This window comes from Halovibrio sp. HP20-59, from assembly GCF_033052795.2.
In the GTDB taxonomy this organism is placed as follows: domain Bacteria; phylum Pseudomonadota; class Gammaproteobacteria; order Pseudomonadales; family Halomonadaceae; genus Vreelandella.
The window spans coordinates 119,148-139,690 of the sequence record NZ_JAWJUW020000002.1 but is presented as its reverse complement, the minus strand read 5'-3'; the positions used below and the strand labels follow the sequence as shown (position 1 = coordinate 139,690).

Below are 20,543 nucleotides of genomic sequence, written 5' to 3'. Positions count from 1 at the left end.
GTAAAAAAAGAGACCCGCCATGAATGCCCAAAAGCGTCATGAAATTTTTGCTCGCCTTCAGGCTGAGAATCCACACCCCACCACAGAGCTTAACTGGAACACGCCGTTTGAGCTGCTGGCTGCCGTTCTCCTCTCTGCTCAAGCGACCGACGTGGGCGTCAATAAAGCCACCGCAAGACTCTACCCGGTTGCCAATACACCCCAGGCGATTATTGACATAGGCATTGACGAACTTAAAAACTACATTAAAACCATTGGCTTATACAATACCAAAGCCGAAAATCTGATGAAAACCTGCCATATCCTGGTTAACCAACACGGCGGCGAAGTGCCGGATACCCGCCAAGCGCTGGAGGCCTTGCCCGGCGTGGGTCGCAAAACCGCCAACGTGATTCTCAACACGGCATTTGGTCAGCCCACCATGGCGGTGGATACGCATATTTTTAGGGTTGCGAATCGCACCGGTATCGCCAAAGGTAAAGATGTGGTGGAAGTTGAGCAAAAGCTACTGCGCCATGTGCCGAAAGCGTTTCTCAAAGACGCCCACCACTGGCTGATTCTACATGGCCGATACACCTGCATTGCGCGCAAGCCGCGCTGCGGTAGCTGTATTATTGAGGATCTGTGCGACTATAAAGACAAGACCGAGCTTGCGTAGCAAGTGAAAAACCCACTGCGCCATCATGCTGGACCCATTAGCAGCTGCCGATAAGCCTCACGCCAAGCGGGCCACTCCCAAGCGGTGGTATCAAGGCGCCCAGGACGACTAGCCGGATTGATAAGCCAGGCATTGAGGCGCGCGTAAAGCCCCTCCCGCGTCCCGTCATAACGATAGGCGGGCGGATAGAGCGCGGGGAAGCAGAGCCGATCAGGTACCAGTGGCAGTGCCCCCCGCTGAGCCGCTTCCATAATCGCCAACCCCTGAAACTCATGCCAAGTGGTCGAAATCACAATACCCGTGCTATCGAGCAGCTCTCGATATGCTTCCTCTGGCTGCGGCCCCCAGGCCACAATATGCTTGGCTAAGCGCTGTTCAGCCTCAGCAAAAATAGCGGGAGCCTGCCGAAAACGCTGACCCAGCACCGCCAGCTCGAACGCCACCCCAGCATCGCTGAGAGCAAACAGGACAGCGAAAAAATCATCGGGATTTTTGTCATACTCCCAGCGTTGGTTCCAGACAATGCGTAAAGGGTGCGTTTTATGACGGGCCTCCCTATTGACCGGTATTGGCACCGGCAATATTTGGGCACGCGTTCGCAGCGCTTCCAGTGGTTTTGCGGCGGGCAAGTTTTCCGGCATTTTTTTCAGAAAGGCCCGTGCGCCATCAATAAAGGAGTCGCGGTTATAAGCGCTGTTAAACACCAAGCTATCCGCCGCTAGTGCAGTGTACAGATTAACCATCTGCGCCTCTGCCTGTGGTATCTGGCCGTCCGATCCAGGATAGGCAAATTGGTTTTCATGAAAATAGACGATCTTTTTAGCCTGGCCGAGATGCGGAAATAGTCCGACCAGCGTTGCTAAGTCCACCATTGAGGTAGCTAACACCACATCGAACGACTGGCTCAGCGTCGCGTGCTCTTTGAGCATCCAGCTCAACGGATTGCCGCGAATGCGCCAGGCGAAATGACGCGGCGGCAAACTGAGCAGCGTCCACGCGACTTCGTCCAACTGCGCCATTAAGCTGTGTGCCCAGTAACGGTGACTCACCGCCTCGTAAGCGGATAGAAGTAATACGCGCATTGACAGCCCTATGGGTGAATCAGTAAACGGCCATGGCAAGTGACGCCACGCTAAAAAGGCGCATAGTGTATCAAACCCGGCTTGGTGGCTTGCTAATGACTCGCGCCGCACCAGCATTCGGCCAAGGTCGTCTTGGCTGAATGGTTCGATCTATCTAGACTGCAGCCATGCAGCGTTAAAACAAATACAATCAGGAGAGTTCCATGGCCAGAGTGCTTGTGGTCGATGACGAACCTAACATCGTCCTATCGATTGAATTTTTGATGGAACAAGCTGGTTTCGAGGTCGTTACCGCTGACGATGGTGAACAAGCACTAGCGCAGGTAAACGCCAGCCAGCCCGATTTACTGCTACTCGATATCAGCCTACCCGGGATGAGCGGTTTTGATGTATTAGAACGGCTGCGGGGCGAAGACGCCACCGCGCACCTGCCCATTATTATGCTGACCGCCCACGGCCGCGACGTCGAGCGTGAAAAAGGCCTGGCCCTAGGCGCCGATGATTACATCACCAAGCCGTTTTCCACCCAAGCATTGGTTGAAAAAGTCCAGGCCTTACTGAGCGAGGAACAGCCATGACTCAAGGTGGGCTGCCCAAACGCCAGCGCCTGATTGGCCTCTGGCTGCTGCTTAGCGGCATCAGCCTGCTGGGTGGGGCTATTTTTGCCGCCTGGCTGGATGCCCAGCTCGCCCCTACGGGGATCACGCGTATTGCGCTATGGCTCGGCAGTTTTTCAGGCGGCGTGACAATTTTTCTGGTGGGCTTGCTACTTGAGCGCATGCTATTTACTCCGCTGCGCCATCTTCAAGTGCAGCTGGCTCGTTTAGTCGCCAACCCCGATGCCCGTGACGAACACACACCGGAAGGCTGGCTGAAAGGGCTAGGGCCAGACCTGTGCCGCGTACGCGAAAGCTGGCGTACCGACCGCAGCCGCTTGTCCACAGCGCACGCAGAAGGTGCCCGCAGCGCTGCACGCATTCGCCAGGAACTAGAAACGCTGCTGCAAGTACTCGAAACGCCGCTGCTGCTGTGTGACCATCACCGTCGAGTGATGCTGTTTAATCAGGCAGCCGAAGACTTTTTTGACGGCAATAACGGTCTTGGTTTAGGCAAACGCCTGGAAGCCCTACTACCGGTTGCCAGCCTTCAGCAAGTGCTTAGCCAACTGCCCGACGACGGCTCCCCCAGAGAACTACTGGCTCCTTGCGATAACCGCTGGCTAAAGGTGATTCTGCGCCGCGTGCCAGGCAGCGACCGAGAAACATTGCTAACCTTTAGCGATGCAACGGCCTCCTGGTCGAGCGAAATGGGCGTGAGAGCCGAGCTTGCCGATATGCTCACACCCCTGCGCCAACATACCGCTAGCCTAACCAGCGCCGCCGATGCACTGATCCAATTGCGAAACCAAAACGACGCCAGCACGTCGTCGTTGCGCCAGCGTTTTGAGCGGGTTATACAAGAAGAAGGCAAGACGCTGGGCGACAACGTTGCCAAGATCGGCCAACTACTGGACGACCTGCAGCATCAGGGCGAGCGTTTAACACCGATGTGGTCAAACGACTTCTGGCAGGCGTTGGACGAACGCCTTGATCCCGCTCACCGCCTAATCATCCCGGTGGGAATGCCTGCCTGGTTTAAAGGCGACGCCCCGGCGCTGATCGCACTGTTTGATTCGTTAGTGAAACACCTCAGCGCCCATCTTCCTGACAGCGGCTTTGAGGGTGAGCTATGCCTGGGCAACAAACGCGTCTATCTCGACCTCATATGGCGCGGCAAAGCAATACCCGAGCATGAACTGGCCGAGTGGCGCCAGCAGCCGCTCACGTCTCTACCGCTAAACCCAAGCGTCGGGGACGTATTGCGTCAACACGCCAGTGATATTTGGAGCTTGTCCGACGACGATAACGTTCATGCCCGCCTGCGCCTGCCGCTGCCCGCCATGGAACGCGTCGGCGCCCCGCGGGAAACCGCACCGCCGCGGCCCGAGTTCCACGACTTTGGTATTGCCGACCTACCGCCGCCAGACGAGGCACTTGCCAGCCGTGCCTTGCGCAGCCTAGAGGTAGTGGCATTTGATACCGAAACCACCGGGCTTGAGCTACGTCGGGGCGACACCGTCATCAGCCTTGGCGCCTGCCGCGTAGTCAACGCCCGTCTCTTGGCCAGTGAAGTTTTTGACCAAAAAGTGGACCCTCAGCGCTCCATTCCACCCGCTAGCACGGCTATCCATGGGCTGACCGATGCCGATGTGGCTGGCGCGCCGCCGCTGGATATTGTGTTGACCCGCTTTCGCGACTACGTCGGCGACGCTGTCTTGCTGGCCCATAATGCCGCATTCGATCTGCTCGCCATTAGCCACAAAGGGGTCGCCTTTGATATCCCGGTGATCGATACGCTGCTGATTTCGAGAGCGCTAGATGAAGCCTTGGATGGCCACGATTTAGACAGCCTCGCCCAACGTTACGATTTGGCATTTCCCCCCGGCACTCGCCACACCGCTTTAGGCGATGCCCGCGTTACCGCTGAACTCTGGCTAGCGCTGCTACCACGCCTGGAAGCCCGAGGCGTCGATACGCTGGAGCAGCTACTAGCGCTTCAAGCCAACGCCTTTGACCGACAGGATGCCAGTGCCGTATGAAATCCTCAGGCGCAAAATCTCCCCAAGCCGAACGCCTGATGGCCTTAGTCGCCATCGCCTTCCTGTTGTTTTCTCCGCCGCTGATTATCGTGGTTGACCGCCTGCCCTCGTTTAATGTCGGCTGGCTGCCACTATATTTATTTTGCGCATGGGCAATCGTGATTGGTTTAGCGGCCTGGCTAATGGAACACCGAGCGGGCCGCTGACCATGCGCACAGAGGCTATCATTCTCGGTACCGCCTTTGGCTACTTGGCGCTGCTCTTTGTGGTCGCCGCCTGGGGCGACCGGCGAGCCGAGCAAGGTCGCTCACTGATTGGATCGCCCACGGTATACGCCCTGTCGATTGCCGTGTACTGCACCGCCTGGACCTTCTACGGCAGCGTTGGCCGGGCCGCTGAGCATGGCCCCAGTTTTTTACTTATCTATTTAGGGCCTACGCTGGCGATGCTGCTGGCCCCCTTTGTTATCCGCAAGATGGTGCGTATCGCTACGCGGCAACGGATCACTTCAATTGCCGATTTTATCAGCGCCCGTTACGGCAAAAGCACGGGCTTAGGCGCGCTGGTTGCCCTAATGGCGCTGATTAGCATCACCCCTTATATCGCCCTGCAATTGAAGGCGATCACCGTCAGCCATGCGGTGCTGATTAACTACCCACAAGCGGCCGACACCACCTTGGTGGATGAGCACTTCTGGATGGATAAATCGCTCTGGGTCGCCTTGGTATTAGCGGTGTTTATAATCCTGTTTGGTACTCGCCACCTGGACGCCAGCGAACGCCACGAAGGCATGGTCGCGGCCATTGCCCTTGAGTCGCTGGTCAAGTTGGTGGCGTTTATGGCCGTCGGGGTGTTTGTGGTGTTTGTAATGTTTGAAGGTCCAGCAGCGCTATTTGCCCAGGTCGCGGCCACGCCTGAGCTGGTGGATAGTATGCGTTTAGACACCGTGCCGGGCGGCGCCACCGGCTGGGTGGGTATGCTAGTGCTGGCCTTTCTAGCCTTTTTAACGCTCCCCCGCCAATTCCAGGTATTAGTCGTTGAAAATGTTGATGAGCAGCATTTGACCCGGGCGAGTTGGCTATTCCCGCTGTATATGCTGTTGATTAACCTGTTTGTGATTCCGATTGCCCTCGCGGGTTTGCTGTTAGGGGGCAGCGCGGGCGACCCGGACAGCTTTGTGCTCACACTGCCGCTTTCCGCCGGGCTTGAAGGCCTGCCGCTGCTGGTTTTTATTGGTGGCCTCTCGGCCGCCACGGGCATGGTGATTGTCGAGACCATTGCGCTTTCCACCATGGTCAGCAACCAGCTAGTGATGCCACTGCTAATACGCTCTCGGCGGCTGCATCTAAGCACCAAAGGCGAGCTTGCCGGTTGGCTGCTGGGGATTCGCCGCGTCGCTATCGTGCTGATTCTGTTGCTCGGCTACCTCTACCATGCGCTGATCGGGGACTCCTATAGCCTGGTCACCATAGGGCTAGTCTCCTTTGCCGGGGCTGCCCAGTTTGCTCCTGCACTGCTTATTGGCCTTTACTGGCGCGGCGCCACACGTCAAGGCGCCACTGTCGGCTTAATCGCCGGTTTCCTGGTGTGGGTCTATACACTATTGCTACCCGGCTTTGCTCAGTCGGGTTGGCTAGACCCTTCTTTGCTTGTTGAAGGGCCGTGGGGCATCGCCTGGCTAAAGCCCTACGCACTATTGGGGCTCGAAAACTGGGATATATACAGCCATTCATTGCTGTGGAGTATGCTGGCGAACGTCGGCCTACTGGTGGGCATTTCGCTGTTTACCCGGCAAACACCGCTTGAGCAGACGCAAGCGGCGCTGTTCACCGAAGCAATGCACCCCAACCTACAAACAACGTCACTATGGCGCGGGCAAACCACCCAGGGGGCCCTCAATGAACTCCTCGTTCGCTACTTAGGCACGCAGGCGACCCAGCGCGTTTTCACCCAGAGCAGCGACGAGGGCGCCTTTGCAAGCGATGAGCCCGCCACCGCTGAGCTGATTACCCGCGCCGAACAGGCGCTGGCGGGGTCGTTGGGCAGCGCCTCGGCGCGGGTATTGATCAATTCAGTGGTGCGCGGTGAGGCGTTAGATATTGAGTCGATCCTGAGCATTCTCGATACCACCTCGCAAACCCTCGAATACAACCGCCGTTTGAAACAAAAATCCCAGCAACTTGCGCAAATCGGCGAAGAGCTGCGCAGCGCCAACGAGCGGCTGCGCGAGCTGGATCGGTTAAAAGATGAGTTTGTGGCCATGGTCAGCCACGAACTTCGTACGCCACTGACTTCTATTCGCGCCTTTGCTGAAATCTTGCGCGATAGCGACCAATTACCCGAGGAGAAACGTCAGCACTTTTTGAGTGTGATCGTGCATGAAAGCCAGCGGCTCTCGCGTTTAATTGAAGAAATACTCGACCTCGCGCGCCTGGAAAGCGGCCGTTTAACGCTCGACCCTGTCCCCCTTGATCTTGCCGCCCTCACCCGGCATAGCATTGATGCGATTGCACGCCTGCATGAAGAACGCGGTATTGCGCTAGACGTTAGCATAGAGGCTGACCCGGCAATGGTGGTTGGCGATCATGACCGTTTAGAACAGGTCATTATTAACCTGCTTGATAACGCGGGTAAGTTTGCTGACCGTGAGCAGCCTAAAGTGCGCCTAACGCTTTATCATCATCGCCGTCATTTTCGCCTAAGCGTGGAGGACAACGGTGAAGGTATTAGCGAAGACGAGCGCGAGCGGGTATTTGAAAAATTCCATCAAATAAAACAAGACGGCGATATTCCCCACGGCCGCCCCAAAGGCAGTGGGTTAGGGTTACCCATCAGCAGAGGCATTATCGCCCACTTGGGTGGGCGGCTCTGGGTCGAAGATGCCAAAACCCTAGGCGGTGCCTGCTTGACGCTTGAGCTGCCGAAAGCGCCGGATGACACACCTCTCCCCGCCGCCTCGAACTAGGCGTTTTTCGCTCGCTGAACAAAGGATCGGATCTGCTGCAGGTCAAACTTTAGCAGTAGGCGCTCATCCTCGCGCAGGCGGCTCAAGTCAATCCAGCCATCTGCGGCTTGCCCACGCGCTTTATTATACCGCTGCTGATCTAACAGGCACTGCTGCAGACGCTCAAACGCGGCTATAAGCAACTCCGATTCAGCTGTTGTTAACACATCCGCCGTATGGCTGAGCGCGATCAATCGCTCGTGAGTGCCAATTTCCCGGCGCCGATGGCGCACGCAGAGTAACCGCGCGGCGCTAATCAACGGCATCAAGCCTTGATGCTTCAGATTAATAGCCTGCCCGTGAGGGGCGTCCAGGCCTGGGCTTGAGGCAATACGCCCAAAGCGATCCAGCGCCACCGGCAGCTCATCCAGTAGCGCCGCCATTTCGTGCATAAAAAGCGATGCGTTAGGGAGTATTGAAGCGATGCTTTCAGCCAGCTGCCCAGCCAGGGCTGAGTTGCCCGCGACAGGTGAGAAGTCGAGCAAAATATTGGTTTGCTGCACGCGCTTTACCTGCCGATCGGCGCTCCAAACGTCCAGTTGCGATTGCCACTCGCTTAGCCGTTTGCGCCACATCGGCCAGCGGGCCATCACATGCCCATGGCACAGCGGGATACCTGCGTCATCAAGGCGCTGGGTAAATCGCTCGCCCAGCGCTTGAAAGTAGCCATCGATCTCCACATGGCGGTGGTCAGGGTAGTCATCGATGATCAGCGCATTATCCTGGTCGGGGCCAAGCAGGCTTTCGAAGCGCGCCGCAGAGCCCAGCATCAGCACACAATAATCTACCGGCGGAGGCCCCCATCCTTGCGCCTGCATTTCGTCAAGCGATAGCGTAATGGCACGACGGTAAAGCCAAGCATTTTGGTCACTGATAATTTGACTGATACGCCAGGCAGGCAGGTCGTAATGCACTAGCGCCTCAACGAAAGGCAGTTGCCAAGCGTAGGCATCGACTAATGAGGTGTGTGGCGAAGATATTTTCGTAAAGAGACGCTGCAAAGGGGCTGTCAGTGCAGTGGGCGTTAGGTTCCCATCCACATTAAACAGAGAGCGCCAAGGTGAGGCTCGATGTACGACGCGCATACGCCGCTCCTTCACTCAACAGACGACATTATGACTCGCTATCGCCTGCACGACGCGGGTCGGGCTCGAACATCGCCTCACCCACTTCGTCAATATAGCGCTGCGCTTTGGTGATCATCATGGCATCACAGGCGTCTCTTCCAGGCACCATATCAGAGCGTTCAAAGTGATGCTCAAGCGTTTCACCAGAGGCATCGGTTTTAGTAATCCAGCCGCTGACGCGGTACTGGCCGCTTTGCTCGTCCGGCTGAGACACAATCAAGTAGCCTTTGTATTCTACCGGGTCGGCTGCTTTGCTTTTAGCGCTTGGCTGAGCCTCACGATCACTACCAAAGAGACCGGAAAATATTTTTTTTAGCATGGTGGCTCCTTTTTAAACATAGAGGCTTCTTTTTAAACATAAAAGCTCCTTTGCTTTTAGGGCGGCAGGCAACGCCCACCGCCCTCGCAAGATATGCGCTTTTTTTGGGCTTTAACTAGCTTTGTTTGCGCCCTTTACCCGCAGCAATGCGCAAACGTAGCGCATTGAGTTTAATAAAGCCTTCGGCATCTTTCTGATTGTAAGCGCCCGCGTCATCTTCAAAAGTAGCGATTGATTCATCAAAGAGCGACTCGTCGGACTTACGCCCAACAACGATTGCGTTGCCTTTGTAGAGCTTCATACGCACAACGCCCGCGACATTTTTCTGGGTTTCGTCAATCGCAGCCTGCAGCATCCGGCGCTCGGGGCTCCACCAGTAGCCGTTGTAGATCACTTCGGCATATTTAGGCATCAGCTGATCTTTCAGGTGGGCTTCTTCGCGGTCTAGGGTTAGTGACTCAATGGCACGGTGAGCACGCAGCATAATGCTGCCCCCTGGGGTCTCGTAGCAACCGCGAGACTTCATGCCCACGTAGCGGTTTTCGACAATATCCAAACGACCGATACCGTTGTCGCCACCCAGCTTGTTGAGTTTTTCAAGCACCTCGTGGGCTTTCAACGGCTCGCCGTCGATGGCCACGATATCGCCCTTATCAAACGTTAGCTCAACGTAAGTCGGCTGATCGGGCGCGGCTTCCGGCGAGACGCTCCAGCGCCACATATCTTCTTCGGCTTCGGCCCAAGGATCTTCCAAAATGCCGCCCTCGTAGGAGATGTGCAGCAGGTTGGCATCCATGGAATACGGCGATTTTTTCTTTTTGTTGGAAAAATCAACCGGGATATTATGCTCTTCGCAGTACGCCATCAGCTTTTCACGCGAGGTCAGGTCCCACTCACGCCAAGGAGCAATAACTTTTACGCCAGGCTTTAGGGCATAACCGCCCAGCTCAAAGCGTACTTGGTCGTTGCCCTTACCAGTGGCACCATGAGAAATCGCATCGGCGCCGGTTTCATTGGCAATCTCGATTAAACGCTTGGCGATTAACGGACGGGCGATAGAGGTGCCTAACAGGTACTCACCTTCATAGACAGTGTTGGCGCGAAACATTGGGTAGACGTAGTCACGCACGAACTCTTCGCGCAGGTCTTCGATGTAGATCTCTTTTACGCCGAGGGCTTGCGCTTTGGTGCGGGCTGGCTCTACTTCTTCGCCCTGACCGATGTCGGCAGTAAAGGTTACTACCTCGCAGTTGTAAGTTTCCTGCAACCACTTAACGATTACGGATGTGTCCAGGCCGCCTGAATAAGCCAGCACAACCTTTTTGACATCGGACATTCTTTGCTCCTCGTTGACCATAAGAAATGAATGGGTATTAAGATACATATTGAGACAGACACTGAGTATAGCGTTCTCAATGCCCAGCGAATACCGTCAACGACGCCTGGGGGATAAAGCTGCTAGAATCACACCATTCAAAGCGGCGACTTGCCGCTGATGACTCGCTTTACTATTACTCGCTTCAAACCAAGGAGAGCTGCATGAGCGAGGCAATTGCCCGTGAATTAATGGCCCAACGTTTTCGCAGTTACCTGCCAGTGGTCGTTGATTTAGAAACCGGGGGATTTAATGCCCAAGGTGATGCCGTGCTTGAAATAGCCGCCGTCACGCTGACGATGGATCCGGAGGGCAATCTGCTGCCTGATGCCACCTATGCTTACCATGTTCAGCCTTTTGAAGGGGCGAACGTCGAGCAGACGGCGCTCGATTTCACCGGCATTAATTTAGACGACCCTTTGCGTCACCAGGTAGCGCTAAGCGAAGCTGAGGCACTGGGCGAAATTTTCCGCCCAATCCGCAAAGCAATAAAGGCCCACGACTGTACCCGGGCTATTTTAGTCGGTCACAATGCGGCCTTTGATCAAGGCTTCTTGAACGCGGCCGTTAACCGCTGCGGCATCAAGCGCAACCCCTTTCACCCGTTCTCAAGCTTTGATACGGCAACTCTGGCTGGCTTGATATATGGCCAAACGGTACTCGCACGAGCCTGTCGCGCTGCCGGTATTGAGTTTGATAATAAGGCTGCCCACTCCGCGCGCTACGACACCGAGCGCACTGCCGAGCTATTTTGCGCGATGGTCAATCGCTATAAAGACCTTGGCGGTTGGCGATTGGCCCAGCGCGAGCAAGAAATGGACGGCAACGACTAATTAGTCGGCAGTCGAGACCCGCAGGATGAGCCAGCACCGTCACCGCTGGCGCAGCCGCCAGTGCAGTTGATACGGCTTTACGCTACACTTCGTTACGTTGCCGCATGACAGCATTTTACCGCCACCGCGGGAAGACACGATGTGTTTGACTACGCTGGCAAATCACGCATATTTACCCACCCGTTTTCAAGAGATGAGACGTTTACATGGCCCAGCATAATGCCTTTTACGCCCAGTCCGGTGGCGTTACCGCCGTCATCAACGCCAGCGCCTGCGGTGTTATTGAAGCCTGCCGCCAAGCACCGGAAAAAATTGGTAAGGTATACGCCGGCCATAACGGCATTATCGGCGCGTTAACCGAAGACCTCATTGATGTCACCCAAGAAAGCGATGAAGCCATTGCTGCGCTGCGTCACACTCCAGGCGGCGCTTTCGGCTCCTGCCGCTACAAACTGAAAGATATTGACACTCATCGTGCTCAGTACGAGCGCTTGATTGAAGTCTTTAAAGCCCACGATATTCGCTATTTCTTTTATAATGGCGGCGGCGACAGTGCCGACACTTGCTTAAAAGTCTCGCAGCTTTCCGAAAAGCTGGGCTATCCGCTCACTGCTATTCATGTACCCAAAACCGTCGATAACGACCTACCGGTCACCGATAACAGCCCGGGGTTTGGCAGCGTAGCGAAATATATTGCCACCTCGACCCTAGAAGCCTCGCTGGATATCGCTTCCATGTGCGCCACCTCTACCAAGGTATTTGTGCTTGAAGTAATGGGTCGCCACGCTGGCTGGATCGCCGCTGCCGGTGGGTTGGCAGGCGAAGGCGAAGGCGAGCCGCCGCATATGATTATCTTTCCCGAAATTCCGTTTAATCGTAAAGCCGCCATGGCGCGAGTTGAAGAGAGTGTCAAACAGTTTGGCTACTGCGTTATTGTGGTCTCTGAAGGCGCTCGCTACGAAGATGGCACCTTCCTGGCCGATGCAGGTAATACCGATGCCTTCGGCCACCGCCAGCTTGGCGGCGTCGCACCGACACTGGCGGGTATGATCAAGCAGGATTTAGGCTACAAGTATCACTGGGCAGTGGCCGACTATTTACAGCGCGCAGCGCGCCATTTGGCGTCTAAAACCGACGTTGAACAAGCCTACGCGGTGGGCCGCGAGGCCGTAACGCTAGCGCTGGCGGGTAAAAACGCCATGATGCCCGCTATCCGTCGCATTTCTCAGGCGCCTTATCAATGGGATGTAATTTCTGCCCCGCTTTCCCAGGTGGCTAACCAAGAGAAATTTATGCCTCGCGATTTCATCAGCGAAAACGGCTTTGCGATTACCCAGACGTGCCGGGACTATCTCTCGCCGCTGATTCAGGGCGAAGACTTTCCACCGTTTGAGAACGGCCTGCCAAAAGTCGCCAAGCTGAAACTGGCCAAAGCAGAACGCAAGCTGCCGACTTTTACGCTGTAAACAGCTAACGCAGCAGGTCATTGCGAGAGAGATTGCTTCGTCGCTGCACTCCTCGCAATGACCCACTCTCTGTTATTGCGAACCATTCTCCGTCATTGCGAACGAAGTGAAGCAATCTAGGGGGTGCTGCCACAGAGCATGCTTGGATTGCCGCGTCGCTTCGCTCCTCGCAATGACCCACTCTCTGTCATCGCGAACCATTCTCCGTCATTGCGAACGAAGTGAAGCAATCTAGGGGTTATCTGCCACAGAACACGCTTAGATTGCCCTACTTTATGTGTCTTTACTGCTTGGGCTTATCGTAACAACCAAGACAACACTAACAGTAGCAACAAAATACCCGCCACGCCTTGCCAGAAACGCCGCGGCTCTTGGCGGCTCTCTTCCCGATTGGGTAGTCGCCCGAGCGGCACCCTAAGTGCATGCAAAAACTCCGACAGCCGTCTAAACCGCAATGCCCGCTGGGGGTCTAAAGCGCGGCGTAGCGCATCGTCCAAGTCCGGCGATATTTCCGGGTTGGTGGTTCGCGCGCTGCGATAGGTCAACTCTTCGAGGTCGGTATGGCTGCGCAGCCTGTTGGGTGTCAGCGTATAAGGTAACGCACCGGTCAAAAGCCAGTAAGTAGTGGAAGCTAGCGAGTACTGGTCGCTGCGCCGCCCGATGCTGTCACCCAACGCATACTCAGGGGCGCTGTGCTCGCTAAACCCGATTTGTCGCAGCAGCTCGCCAGAGTGGCGGTGTCCTTCACCATCGCGCATGTGACAAGCGCTAAAATCGGTCAACACTAATTTGCCGTGGGGGTCGATCAACATATTATCGGGATTAATCTGCTGATGAATAATATCGCGGTGGTGCAGCGCCTGAACGGCTTTACCCAACTGATTGGCAATATCCAGACGCTGGATTAAGCTTGCTTGAGGATGCCGCTCTGCCCACTGACGCAGCGTCTCGCCTTCAATATGCTGCATTAGATAATACAGGTAGCGGCGCGGCCGCGATGGCTCCATCACCTTGACCACAAAAGGTGAATTAACCCGCTCCACCACCCACTGCTGAAGGAGAAAGTGTTCAAGATAGGCGTTACGTAGCGAAAGCTCAGGGCTGGGCGCTTTCATCACCATTTCCCGCTCGCTATGCACATCGCGAACGCGATAAACCCGCGACTGTGCTGTACGTGACAGTACGGCAAGCACCTCCAGGCCGTCTAGTCGCTCGCCCGGCGCCAGCTCAGGGGGAATTGGCAGATCACCATAAAGCTGCCCTGGGTGCTCGCTTACCTCGTCGGGTAACTCATCAACTCGCACCAACTGAAAGCAGAATTGATCACCGCCGTAACCGCGCTCCTGGGCCCGCTGCTTGGCTTCATTGGCCAAACGCTCGCAGGCGGCATCCAGGTCGCTAGCGTCTAAGCGAATCAAACGCACGTAGTCGGAAGGCAGTAGCGTGCCACGCACCCCCTGAGTGGTGAACAGGAATAGATCCCCTTGTTTTAATTCGATGTGGGTGTAATCAATATCCACGCTACCGTCCATGCCCAGCGCTCGGGCAGGATAACGATAGCCACCTACGTCGGTCACATGGTCGCGGCTTAGCTGCTCAAACTCGGCCCCCCGTAAGCGAAAGACCAGCGTATCGCCCATGTGAAATAAGTGTGCTTCGCGGCCACGAAATACCATCGCCGACATGGAAGAAACAAAGCTCCCCTCTTTAACGTGCTGGCTTTGACTGTAACACCAGCTGTTCAGCGCACGCAGGACGCGAGTGGCTGATGTTTTAACATCCCAGTGGTCGGGGGTGGAAAAATAGTCAGCCAAAAAACCGCGCACACTAAGATCTCCAGCCTGCTTGGCCATGGTATTGCGTGAAATAGAGTCGCTAATAACCGCACAGCCGCCTTTGGCGCGAAGCAGCGGCGCTTCAGGAAAGCGAACCGACATTGAACTACGATGCAGGCGCCGATCAGGCGCGACAAAGGCTTGACCATAACTGATGAGTAACTGGGCGTGCGACAATTCATCCTCCTAGGCGTTGTCGAGTTTGGCCGTTCAAGAGCAACCAACAACGCTCATGATACACGCAGCCGATCAGAAACGATGCTCACCAAACGTCGCTATTGCGATTGCGTGCTGTTAAGCGCTAAGTACCGTAACCGATCAATCCACCTATGTCGCATTGGTAATCGTGGAGCCATCTTCGTATAATCCCAACCTATAAACGACTCCTAAACGATTACCCAGCCATGCATTACCAAGGAATCAACGATGAACTTCGATAATATCCCCGCTGGAAAGGATCTCCCCAACGACGTTTACGTGGTGATCGAAATTCCAGCTAACCACGATCCGATCAAATACGAAATTGATAAGGACATGGGCGCACTACTCGTTGACCGTTTCATGGCCACGCCCATGTTTTACCCCGCCAACTATGGTTTTATCCCGCACACCCTGGCTGACGACGGCGACGCGCTAGACGCTCTTGTTGTAACGCCGCACCCGGTTCAAGCTGGCAGCATCATTCGCGCCCGCCCGGTCGGCATTCTGAACATGACTGACGAAGCCGGTGAAGATGCCAAACTGATTTGCGTGCCCCACGCTAAGCTAAGCTCACTGTATGATGACATCCAGGAAGTAACCGACCTGCCCGAGCTGCTACGCCAACAGATTGCACACTTCTTCGAGAACTACAAAGACCTCGAAAAAGGCAAGTGGGTGAAAGTAGAGTCTTGGGAAGGCGCTGACGCTGCGCGTAAGGCGCTTGAAAAATCCGTTACCGCTTATCAAAAAGCATAGTGCTAATAAGCTAGTGCTAAAAGTCTAGCGCTGAGGCGAGAACTCATGCGCGCATAAAGGACCTAAAGGCCGCCTACGGGCGGTTTTTTAATGCCAGGCGCATTAAGAGGCTTTATTAGCCTCCGCGACACGTCACCACAGCGTAGACGCCACCGCATTCAGGATGCGGTATGCTATTGCTCTTTTATTACGATGCCATTGATTTAAGGATGCAGCGTGCTATTGATTAAACGCCTAAGCCTGTTGCCATTACTGGTTTGTTTACTCGCCGGGTTACCGCTGGTCGCCAATGCCCAGTGGTTTTCTTCAGCCAATGAACAGGACGATTTTTTACCGGTCATGGAGGCGTTTCAGCCGACCGCTTGGCACGATGGCGACACGCTATATATCGGCATCGACATTGCTGATGAGTACTATCTTTATCGACACCAATTGGCCGTCCTCAGCCAAACCGAAGGTGTCACCCTAAGCAATCCGAACATCCCCGAAGGCATCTTTACCAACGATGAGTTTATGGGCGATGTTTACGTGTTTCGGGATCAATTGCTGTTTGAGGTTCCGCTAGAAACCGCCTACTCAGGCCCTCTTGATATTGAACTAACATTTCAGGGCTGCGCGGACGCTGGGTTGTGCTACCCACCGGAACAAATACGTCTAGAAGCCAGCGAGACTGAGCCACCCAGGCAATTTGCAGATAGGAAAACCGATAATAGCGCCTCCAGCATCGTCGCTGACACCTCCATCCAGGGCGATTTCGCGGTTCCCCAAAGCGAGGACCGCCGCTTTAGCGCTTTGCTTGGCGACGCGAGCTTACCGCTGGCGCTAGGGTTGTTTTTTATCGCCGGCCTTGGGCTCACCTTCACCCCTTGTGTGCTACCCATGATCCCGATTTTGTCGTCGATTGTCGTCGGCCAAAATCCCACACGCCCGCGCGCCTTCGCGCTCTCCTTAAGCTATGTGCTTGGCATGGCGCTGACTTACGCGCTGGTCGGCGTGTTGATGGGTTTATTTGGCGCCGGGCTAAACCTGCAGGCACACTTGCAGTCCGCACCGGTATTGATCACCTTTGCGGCGCTTTTCACACTCTTTGCCCTGGCCATGTTCGGGGCTTTTAACCTCAACCTGTCGCCACGCTTCGCTAACCGTGTCGACGCCTGGCAGGCCCGCGCCCAGCGCAGTGGCCCGGCAGGCTTAGCGCTGGCCGGTGCGCTTTCGGTGCTGGTCGTCTCACCGTGTGTCACGGCCCCGTTGGCTGGCGCGCTGGTATTTATTTCGTCAACCGGTGATGCCTTACTGGGGGGCGCGGTGCTATTGGCACTGGGCCTCGGCATGGGTGTGCCGCTACTTTTGGTCGGCACCTTTGGGGCCACGCTGCTGCCTCGCTCGGGCGCCTGGCTGAATGGCGTGAAAATTGGCTTTGGCCTGCTGCTGCTAGGCGTCGCGATTTGGATGATCGAGCGCCTAGTCGCCGCACCCGTTGCGCTGTTGCTATGGGCGGCACTCGCCATTGGCAGCGCCCTTGCCCTGGGCGCACTTAGCTTCAATCAGCCACAGGGATGGCCGCGGGCACGCCAAACGCTGGGGTTGATGCTACTAGCATGGGGCGTATTGCTCGTGATCGGCGCTGCGCAAGGTGGCAGCAACCCGCTACGCCCACTGGCGAACACCGCCAGTGTTTCAGGTGCAGCACAGGCAGGAGCACTTGCCTTCACCGAGGTCACCAGCCTGACCGAGCTTGACGCGGCTATTGCCCAAGCTAAAAGCGCCAATCAACCAGCGTTTGTGCACTTCACAGCGGAATGGTGTATTTCATGCAAGATAATGGAGCGCGATGTTTATCCCGACCCTCAAGTTGCTGCAGCGCTTAAAGATTACGCCTTGATCACCGCCGATGTTACCCATACCGACCCTGAAAGCCGCGAGCTACTTGAACGATTTAACCTTTTTGGTCCGCCCAGCCTTCTGTTTTTCAGCCAGGGAGAAGAAATTCGCGACGCGCGCATTCAAGGCGAAGTGACCGCCCCTCAGCTACAGGCTCACCTTGAGTCGGTCAGCCAATGGCTGGTGAACCGCTGATTTCTAACCCCGTCATCGTAACGCCCTCAGGCACCAGAACGGCTTTTTGCTGCGAACATCGTCAAACAGATGTTTAACTTCCGGCTAAGCGATGGTTTTAACGCCAACGCTTGCCAGTGCTGGACATCATCGAACTTTTTCGGCAAACTCCGCTCCCATATTAGCGAAAAGCTTCCTTTTAAGGTTGAGAACGCAGTAACGTTCGCTAACATGCAGCGTTCTCTTCATTTTTTAATTTGGTTTACTGCGCTACGTTAGCGCCGCAAAGCGCTCCTTGCTCACCGCTTGGATGGCTGTGTGACTACCTTTTATGACATTGATAGGGCCATGCCATGGATATCCGCAAAGTTAAGAAACTGATTGAGCTGCTAGAAGAGTCCAATATTAGCGAGATTGAAATTCAGGAAGGCGAAGAATCGGTGCGAATTAGCCGCCATCCTAATGGCGCTACTTGGCATCCACAGCCGATGCCACAGTATGGGCAGCCCGCTGCGCCAGCACCGGCTGCCACTGCGCCAGCTGCCACGGCGGAAGCTGAGCCAGCGGGCGTTAGCTACCGCGGTGAAGCGGTGAATTCCCCCATGGTAGGCACCTTTTATCGCAGCCCTGCGCCGGGCGCCAAGTCGTTTGTAGAAGTCGGCGATAGCGTTAAGCAAGGCGATACCGTTTGTATCATCGAAGCCATGAAAATGATGAACCAGATTGAAGCCGATCGCGACGGTATAGTGGAAGCCATCCTGGTCGAAGATGGCGAGCCAGTGGAGTTCGATCAACCCATGGTCGTTATCGCTTAATCTTTCATTTTCAACACGGGTGGACTCTCCCATGCTGGACAAGGTACTTATCGCCAACCGCGGCGAGATTGCCCTCCGTATCCTACGGGCCTGTAAAGAATTGGGCATCAAAACCGTAGCGGTACACTCCAAAGCCGATCGTGAACTGATGCATGTTCGTCTAGCGGATGAAGCCGTGTGTATCGGACCGGCATCGTCCGCGCAGTCGTACTTAAACATTCCGGCCTTGATCAGCGCGGCCGAAGTCACTGATTCTTCCGCCATTCACCCCGGCTATGGCTTCCTATCGGAAAACGCCAACTTCGCCGAACAGGTCGAGCGCTCCGGGTTTACCTTTATAGGCCCGCGCGCTGAGACGATTCGCCTGATGGGCGACAAAGTCAGTGCTATCCAGTCGATGAAAGAAGCCGGTGTTCCCACGGTGCCAGGCTCCGACGGCCCCCTAGGTGATGATGACGCTGCCAATTTGGCCACGGCACGGCGCATTGGCTACCCGGTCATTATCAAGGCGGCCTCTGGCGGCGGCGGGCGCGGTATGCGCGTGGTGCACACGGAGGGCCACCTGCTATCGGCGATTACGGTTACCCGTACCGAAGCCCACGCCGCCTTTGGTGATGGCACGGTCTATATGGAAAAATTCCTAGAGAAACCGCGCCACGTCGAAGTCCAAGTGCTTGCCGACGGCCAAGGCAACGCAATCCATCTTTATGATCGCGACTGCTCGCTACAGCGTCGTCACCAAAAAGTGCTCGAAGAAGCACCGGCGCCTGGCCTTGATCAAGAAGCACGCGCCCAGGTGCTTGAAGCTTGCCGTCAGGCGTGCATCAAAATCAACTACCGCGGCGCTGGCACCTTTGAGTTCTTATACGAAGACGGCGAGTACTTCTTTATTGAGATGAATACTCGCGTGCAGGTTGAGCACCCGGTCACTGAAATGGTCACCGGCATTGATATCGTCAAAGAACAGCTGCGCATTGCCTCGGGCCTGCCGTTATCGATCCGCCAGGAAGACGTGCAGCTTAATGGCCACGCCTTTGAATGCCGCATCAACGCCGAAGACTCGCGCACCTTTATGCCGTCGCCTGGTAAGGTAACGCTGTTCCACGCCCCAGGTGGCTTGGGCGTGCGGATGGACTCGCATCTTTACACGGGCTATACCGTGCCGCCGCACTACGACTCCCTTATCGGCAAGCTGATCACTTGGGGCGCAGACCGTGAAATCGCCCTAACGCGGATGCGTAATGCTCTCGACGAGCTGCTGGTGGAAGGCATTAAAACCAATATCGACCTGCAAAAAGACTTAGTTCGCGACAGCTACTTCCGTCAAGGCGGGGTCAATATCCACTACCTGGAAAAGAAACTCGGCAGCTAACGCCGTCCAGCGCAACTGTGTGATACCCAGCGGGGTGGCCACGTCCACCCCGTACTTGTCTTTAATTGCGGAGAATTCCATGCCCTGGCTTCAACTCAAAGCCCATGTCGCCCCTGAGCAAGCCGAGTTTCTCGAAGAACTGCTGCTTGATGAGGGTGCCACCGCTATTGGCCTTCAAGACGCTCACGATGATCCTGTCTTTGAGCCCGAGCGCGGCACCACACCGCTGTGGGAAGACACCATCCTGACCGGCCTTTACGACGACCTGGAGGGCGTCGAAAGCATGCTGGCGCGTATTGAAGCCGCATGGGCCGAGCAGCAGCCCGGCGAACCCTGTCCCACTATCGAGTATGAGCTGCTCGCCGACCGCGATTGGGAGCGCGAGTGGATGGAAGATTTCAAGCCACTGCGCATGGGCCAGCGGCTTTGGATTGTACCCAGCTGGCACGAACCACCCGAAGCCGACGCTGTTAACTTGATTCTCGACCCAGGTCTTGCCTTCGGCACCGGAACGCACCCCACCACAGCGCTGTGCCTCGAGTGGCTTGATGAACTGGCCGTGGCCGGCCATCTAGCCCAGCAAAGCGTTCTGGATGTGGGTTGTGGTTCGGGCATTCTGGCCATCGCTGCACTCAAGCTAGGCGCCCGTCATGCCGATGCAACCGACATTGACCCCCAGGCGCTGCAGGCCAGCCGGGAAAACGCCGAGCGTAATGCGATTGCCGAGTCGAATCTCAACCTCTACTACCCTGGACAGTTAAGCGATAACGGCGACTATCCTATTGTCACCGCTAATATTTTAGCCGGGCCGCTGGTAGAGTTGGCAGGTATGATTGCCGGGCACGTGGCGCCTGGTGGACGCCTGGCGCTTTCCGGCATTTTGGCCAATCAGTCTGATGAAGTTTATCAGGCCTACGTGGAACAAGGGTTGGCCATGGACGAGCCGGTGATTCGTGAAGGCTGGGTGCGGCTGAGCGGACAGCGGCTACATTAAAGCGACGCCTCGG

Annotated in this window: 17 protein-coding genes; 12 read left to right on the top strand and 5 right to left on the bottom strand. The window is 55.8% G+C overall.

The genetic code is table 11. From position 1 onward, the window contains the following. The first annotated feature begins 19 nt into the window (after positions 1 to 19). Positions 20 to 658, top strand: a complete 639-nt coding sequence (nth, locus tag RZA33_RS02820) for an endonuclease III (RefSeq protein ID WP_317506333.1) — start codon at positions 20 to 22, stop codon at positions 656 to 658. A gap of 23 nt (positions 659 to 681) precedes the next feature. Here nth and RZA33_RS02815 read toward each other — a convergent pair whose 3' ends face one another. Further along, positions 682 to 1,740 (bottom strand): tRNA-queuosine alpha-mannosyltransferase domain-containing protein, encoded by a 1,059-nt coding sequence (locus tag RZA33_RS02815; RefSeq protein ID WP_317506332.1) that lies wholly within the window; start codon positions 1,738 to 1,740, stop codon positions 682 to 684. A gap of 203 nt (positions 1,741 to 1,943) precedes the next feature. Here RZA33_RS02815 and RZA33_RS02810 point away from each other — a divergent pair, with 203 nt between their 5' ends. The 4 genes from RZA33_RS02810 to RZA33_RS02795 are packed head-to-tail and all read left to right on the top strand — an operon-like array spanning position 1,944 to position 7,343. Next, entirely contained in the window at positions 1,944 to 2,318 is a 375-nt protein-coding gene (locus RZA33_RS02810) for a response regulator transcription factor (RefSeq protein ID WP_317506331.1), read from the top strand. Continuing rightward, entirely contained in the window at positions 2,315 to 4,378 is a 2,064-nt protein-coding gene (locus RZA33_RS02805) for an exonuclease domain-containing protein (protein WP_317506330.1), read from the top strand. The genes RZA33_RS02810 and RZA33_RS02805 overlap by 4 nt, the downstream gene beginning before the upstream one ends. Then, entirely contained in the window at positions 4,375 to 4,584 is a 210-nt protein-coding gene (locus RZA33_RS02800; protein WP_317506329.1) for a hypothetical protein, read from the top strand. Before RZA33_RS02805 ends, RZA33_RS02800 begins: the two co-directional genes overlap by 4 nt. A 2-nt stretch (positions 4,585 to 4,586) precedes the next feature. Beyond that, a complete protein-coding gene (locus RZA33_RS02795; RefSeq protein WP_317506328.1) occupies positions 4,587 to 7,343 on the top strand; it encodes a sensor histidine kinase in 2,757 nt (918 codons plus the stop codon). Here RZA33_RS02795 and RZA33_RS02790 read toward each other — a convergent pair. From RZA33_RS02790 to RZA33_RS02780, 3 genes are all read right to left on the bottom strand, one after another. Next, on the bottom strand, positions 7,340 to 8,467 hold the full coding sequence (locus RZA33_RS02790) for a DUF294 nucleotidyltransferase-like domain-containing protein (protein WP_317506327.1): 1,128 nt from the start codon (positions 8,465 to 8,467) through the stop codon (positions 7,340 to 7,342). The genes RZA33_RS02795 and RZA33_RS02790 overlap by 4 nt on opposite strands. Before the next feature lie 28 nt (positions 8,468 to 8,495). Next, positions 8,496 to 8,828, bottom strand: a complete 333-nt coding sequence (locus RZA33_RS02785) for an HlyU family transcriptional regulator (protein ID WP_317506326.1) — start codon at positions 8,826 to 8,828, stop codon at positions 8,496 to 8,498. Between the two features lie 115 nt (positions 8,829 to 8,943). Continuing rightward, positions 8,944 to 10,164, bottom strand: a complete 1,221-nt coding sequence (locus RZA33_RS02780) for an argininosuccinate synthase (protein WP_317506325.1) — start codon at positions 10,162 to 10,164, stop codon at positions 8,944 to 8,946. A 203-nt stretch (positions 10,165 to 10,367) separates the two neighbouring features. Between RZA33_RS02780 and rnt the strand changes: the two genes are divergently transcribed. Together rnt and RZA33_RS02770 are read left to right on the top strand one after the other, a co-directional pair. Continuing rightward, positions 10,368 to 11,036, top strand: a complete 669-nt coding sequence (gene rnt / locus RZA33_RS02775; RefSeq protein WP_317506324.1) for a ribonuclease T — start codon at positions 10,368 to 10,370, stop codon at positions 11,034 to 11,036. 206 nt (positions 11,037 to 11,242) lie between these two features. Continuing rightward, positions 11,243 to 12,502 carry a 6-phosphofructokinase gene (locus tag RZA33_RS02770; RefSeq protein ID WP_317506323.1) on the top strand — a complete coding sequence of 420 codons (1,260 nt, stop codon included), beginning with the start codon at positions 11,243 to 11,245 and terminating at the stop codon, positions 12,500 to 12,502. A gap of 296 nt (positions 12,503 to 12,798) precedes the next feature. Here the strand turns inward: RZA33_RS02770 and RZA33_RS02765 are convergent, their stop codons facing one another. Further along, positions 12,799 to 14,514, bottom strand: a complete 1,716-nt coding sequence (locus tag RZA33_RS02765; protein WP_317506322.1) for a protein kinase domain-containing protein — start codon at positions 14,512 to 14,514, stop codon at positions 12,799 to 12,801. Positions 14,515 to 14,763: 249 nt separating this feature from the next. On the opposite strand from RZA33_RS02765, the gene ppa reads away from it, so the two are divergent. The 5 genes from ppa (at position 14,764) to prmA (ending at position 20,530) form a co-directional block, all read left to right on the top strand. Beyond that, the gene (ppa, locus tag RZA33_RS02760; RefSeq protein WP_317506321.1) at positions 14,764 to 15,294 is read left to right on the top strand and encodes an inorganic diphosphatase; all 531 of its coding nucleotides are present in this window, start codon (positions 14,764 to 14,766) and stop codon (positions 15,292 to 15,294) included. 216 nt (positions 15,295 to 15,510) lie between these two features. Beyond that, positions 15,511 to 17,370 (top strand): protein-disulfide reductase DsbD, encoded by a 1,860-nt coding sequence (dsbD, locus tag RZA33_RS02755; protein WP_317506320.1) that lies wholly within the window; start codon positions 15,511 to 15,513, stop codon positions 17,368 to 17,370. Positions 17,371 to 17,702: 332 nt separating this feature from the next. Beyond that, a complete protein-coding gene (gene accB, locus RZA33_RS02750) occupies positions 17,703 to 18,164 on the top strand; it encodes an acetyl-CoA carboxylase biotin carboxyl carrier protein (protein ID WP_317506319.1) in 462 nt (153 codons plus the stop codon). Positions 18,165 to 18,195: 31 nt separating this feature from the next. Further along, positions 18,196 to 19,536, top strand: coding sequence for an acetyl-CoA carboxylase biotin carboxylase subunit (gene accC / locus RZA33_RS02745; protein ID WP_317506318.1), 1,341 nt, complete (start codon positions 18,196 to 18,198; stop codon positions 19,534 to 19,536). A 79-nt stretch (positions 19,537 to 19,615) separates the two neighbouring features. Then, positions 19,616 to 20,530 (top strand): 50S ribosomal protein L11 methyltransferase, encoded by a 915-nt coding sequence (prmA, locus tag RZA33_RS02740; RefSeq protein ID WP_317506317.1) that lies wholly within the window; start codon positions 19,616 to 19,618, stop codon positions 20,528 to 20,530. Positions 20,531 to 20,543 lie beyond the last annotated feature (13 nt).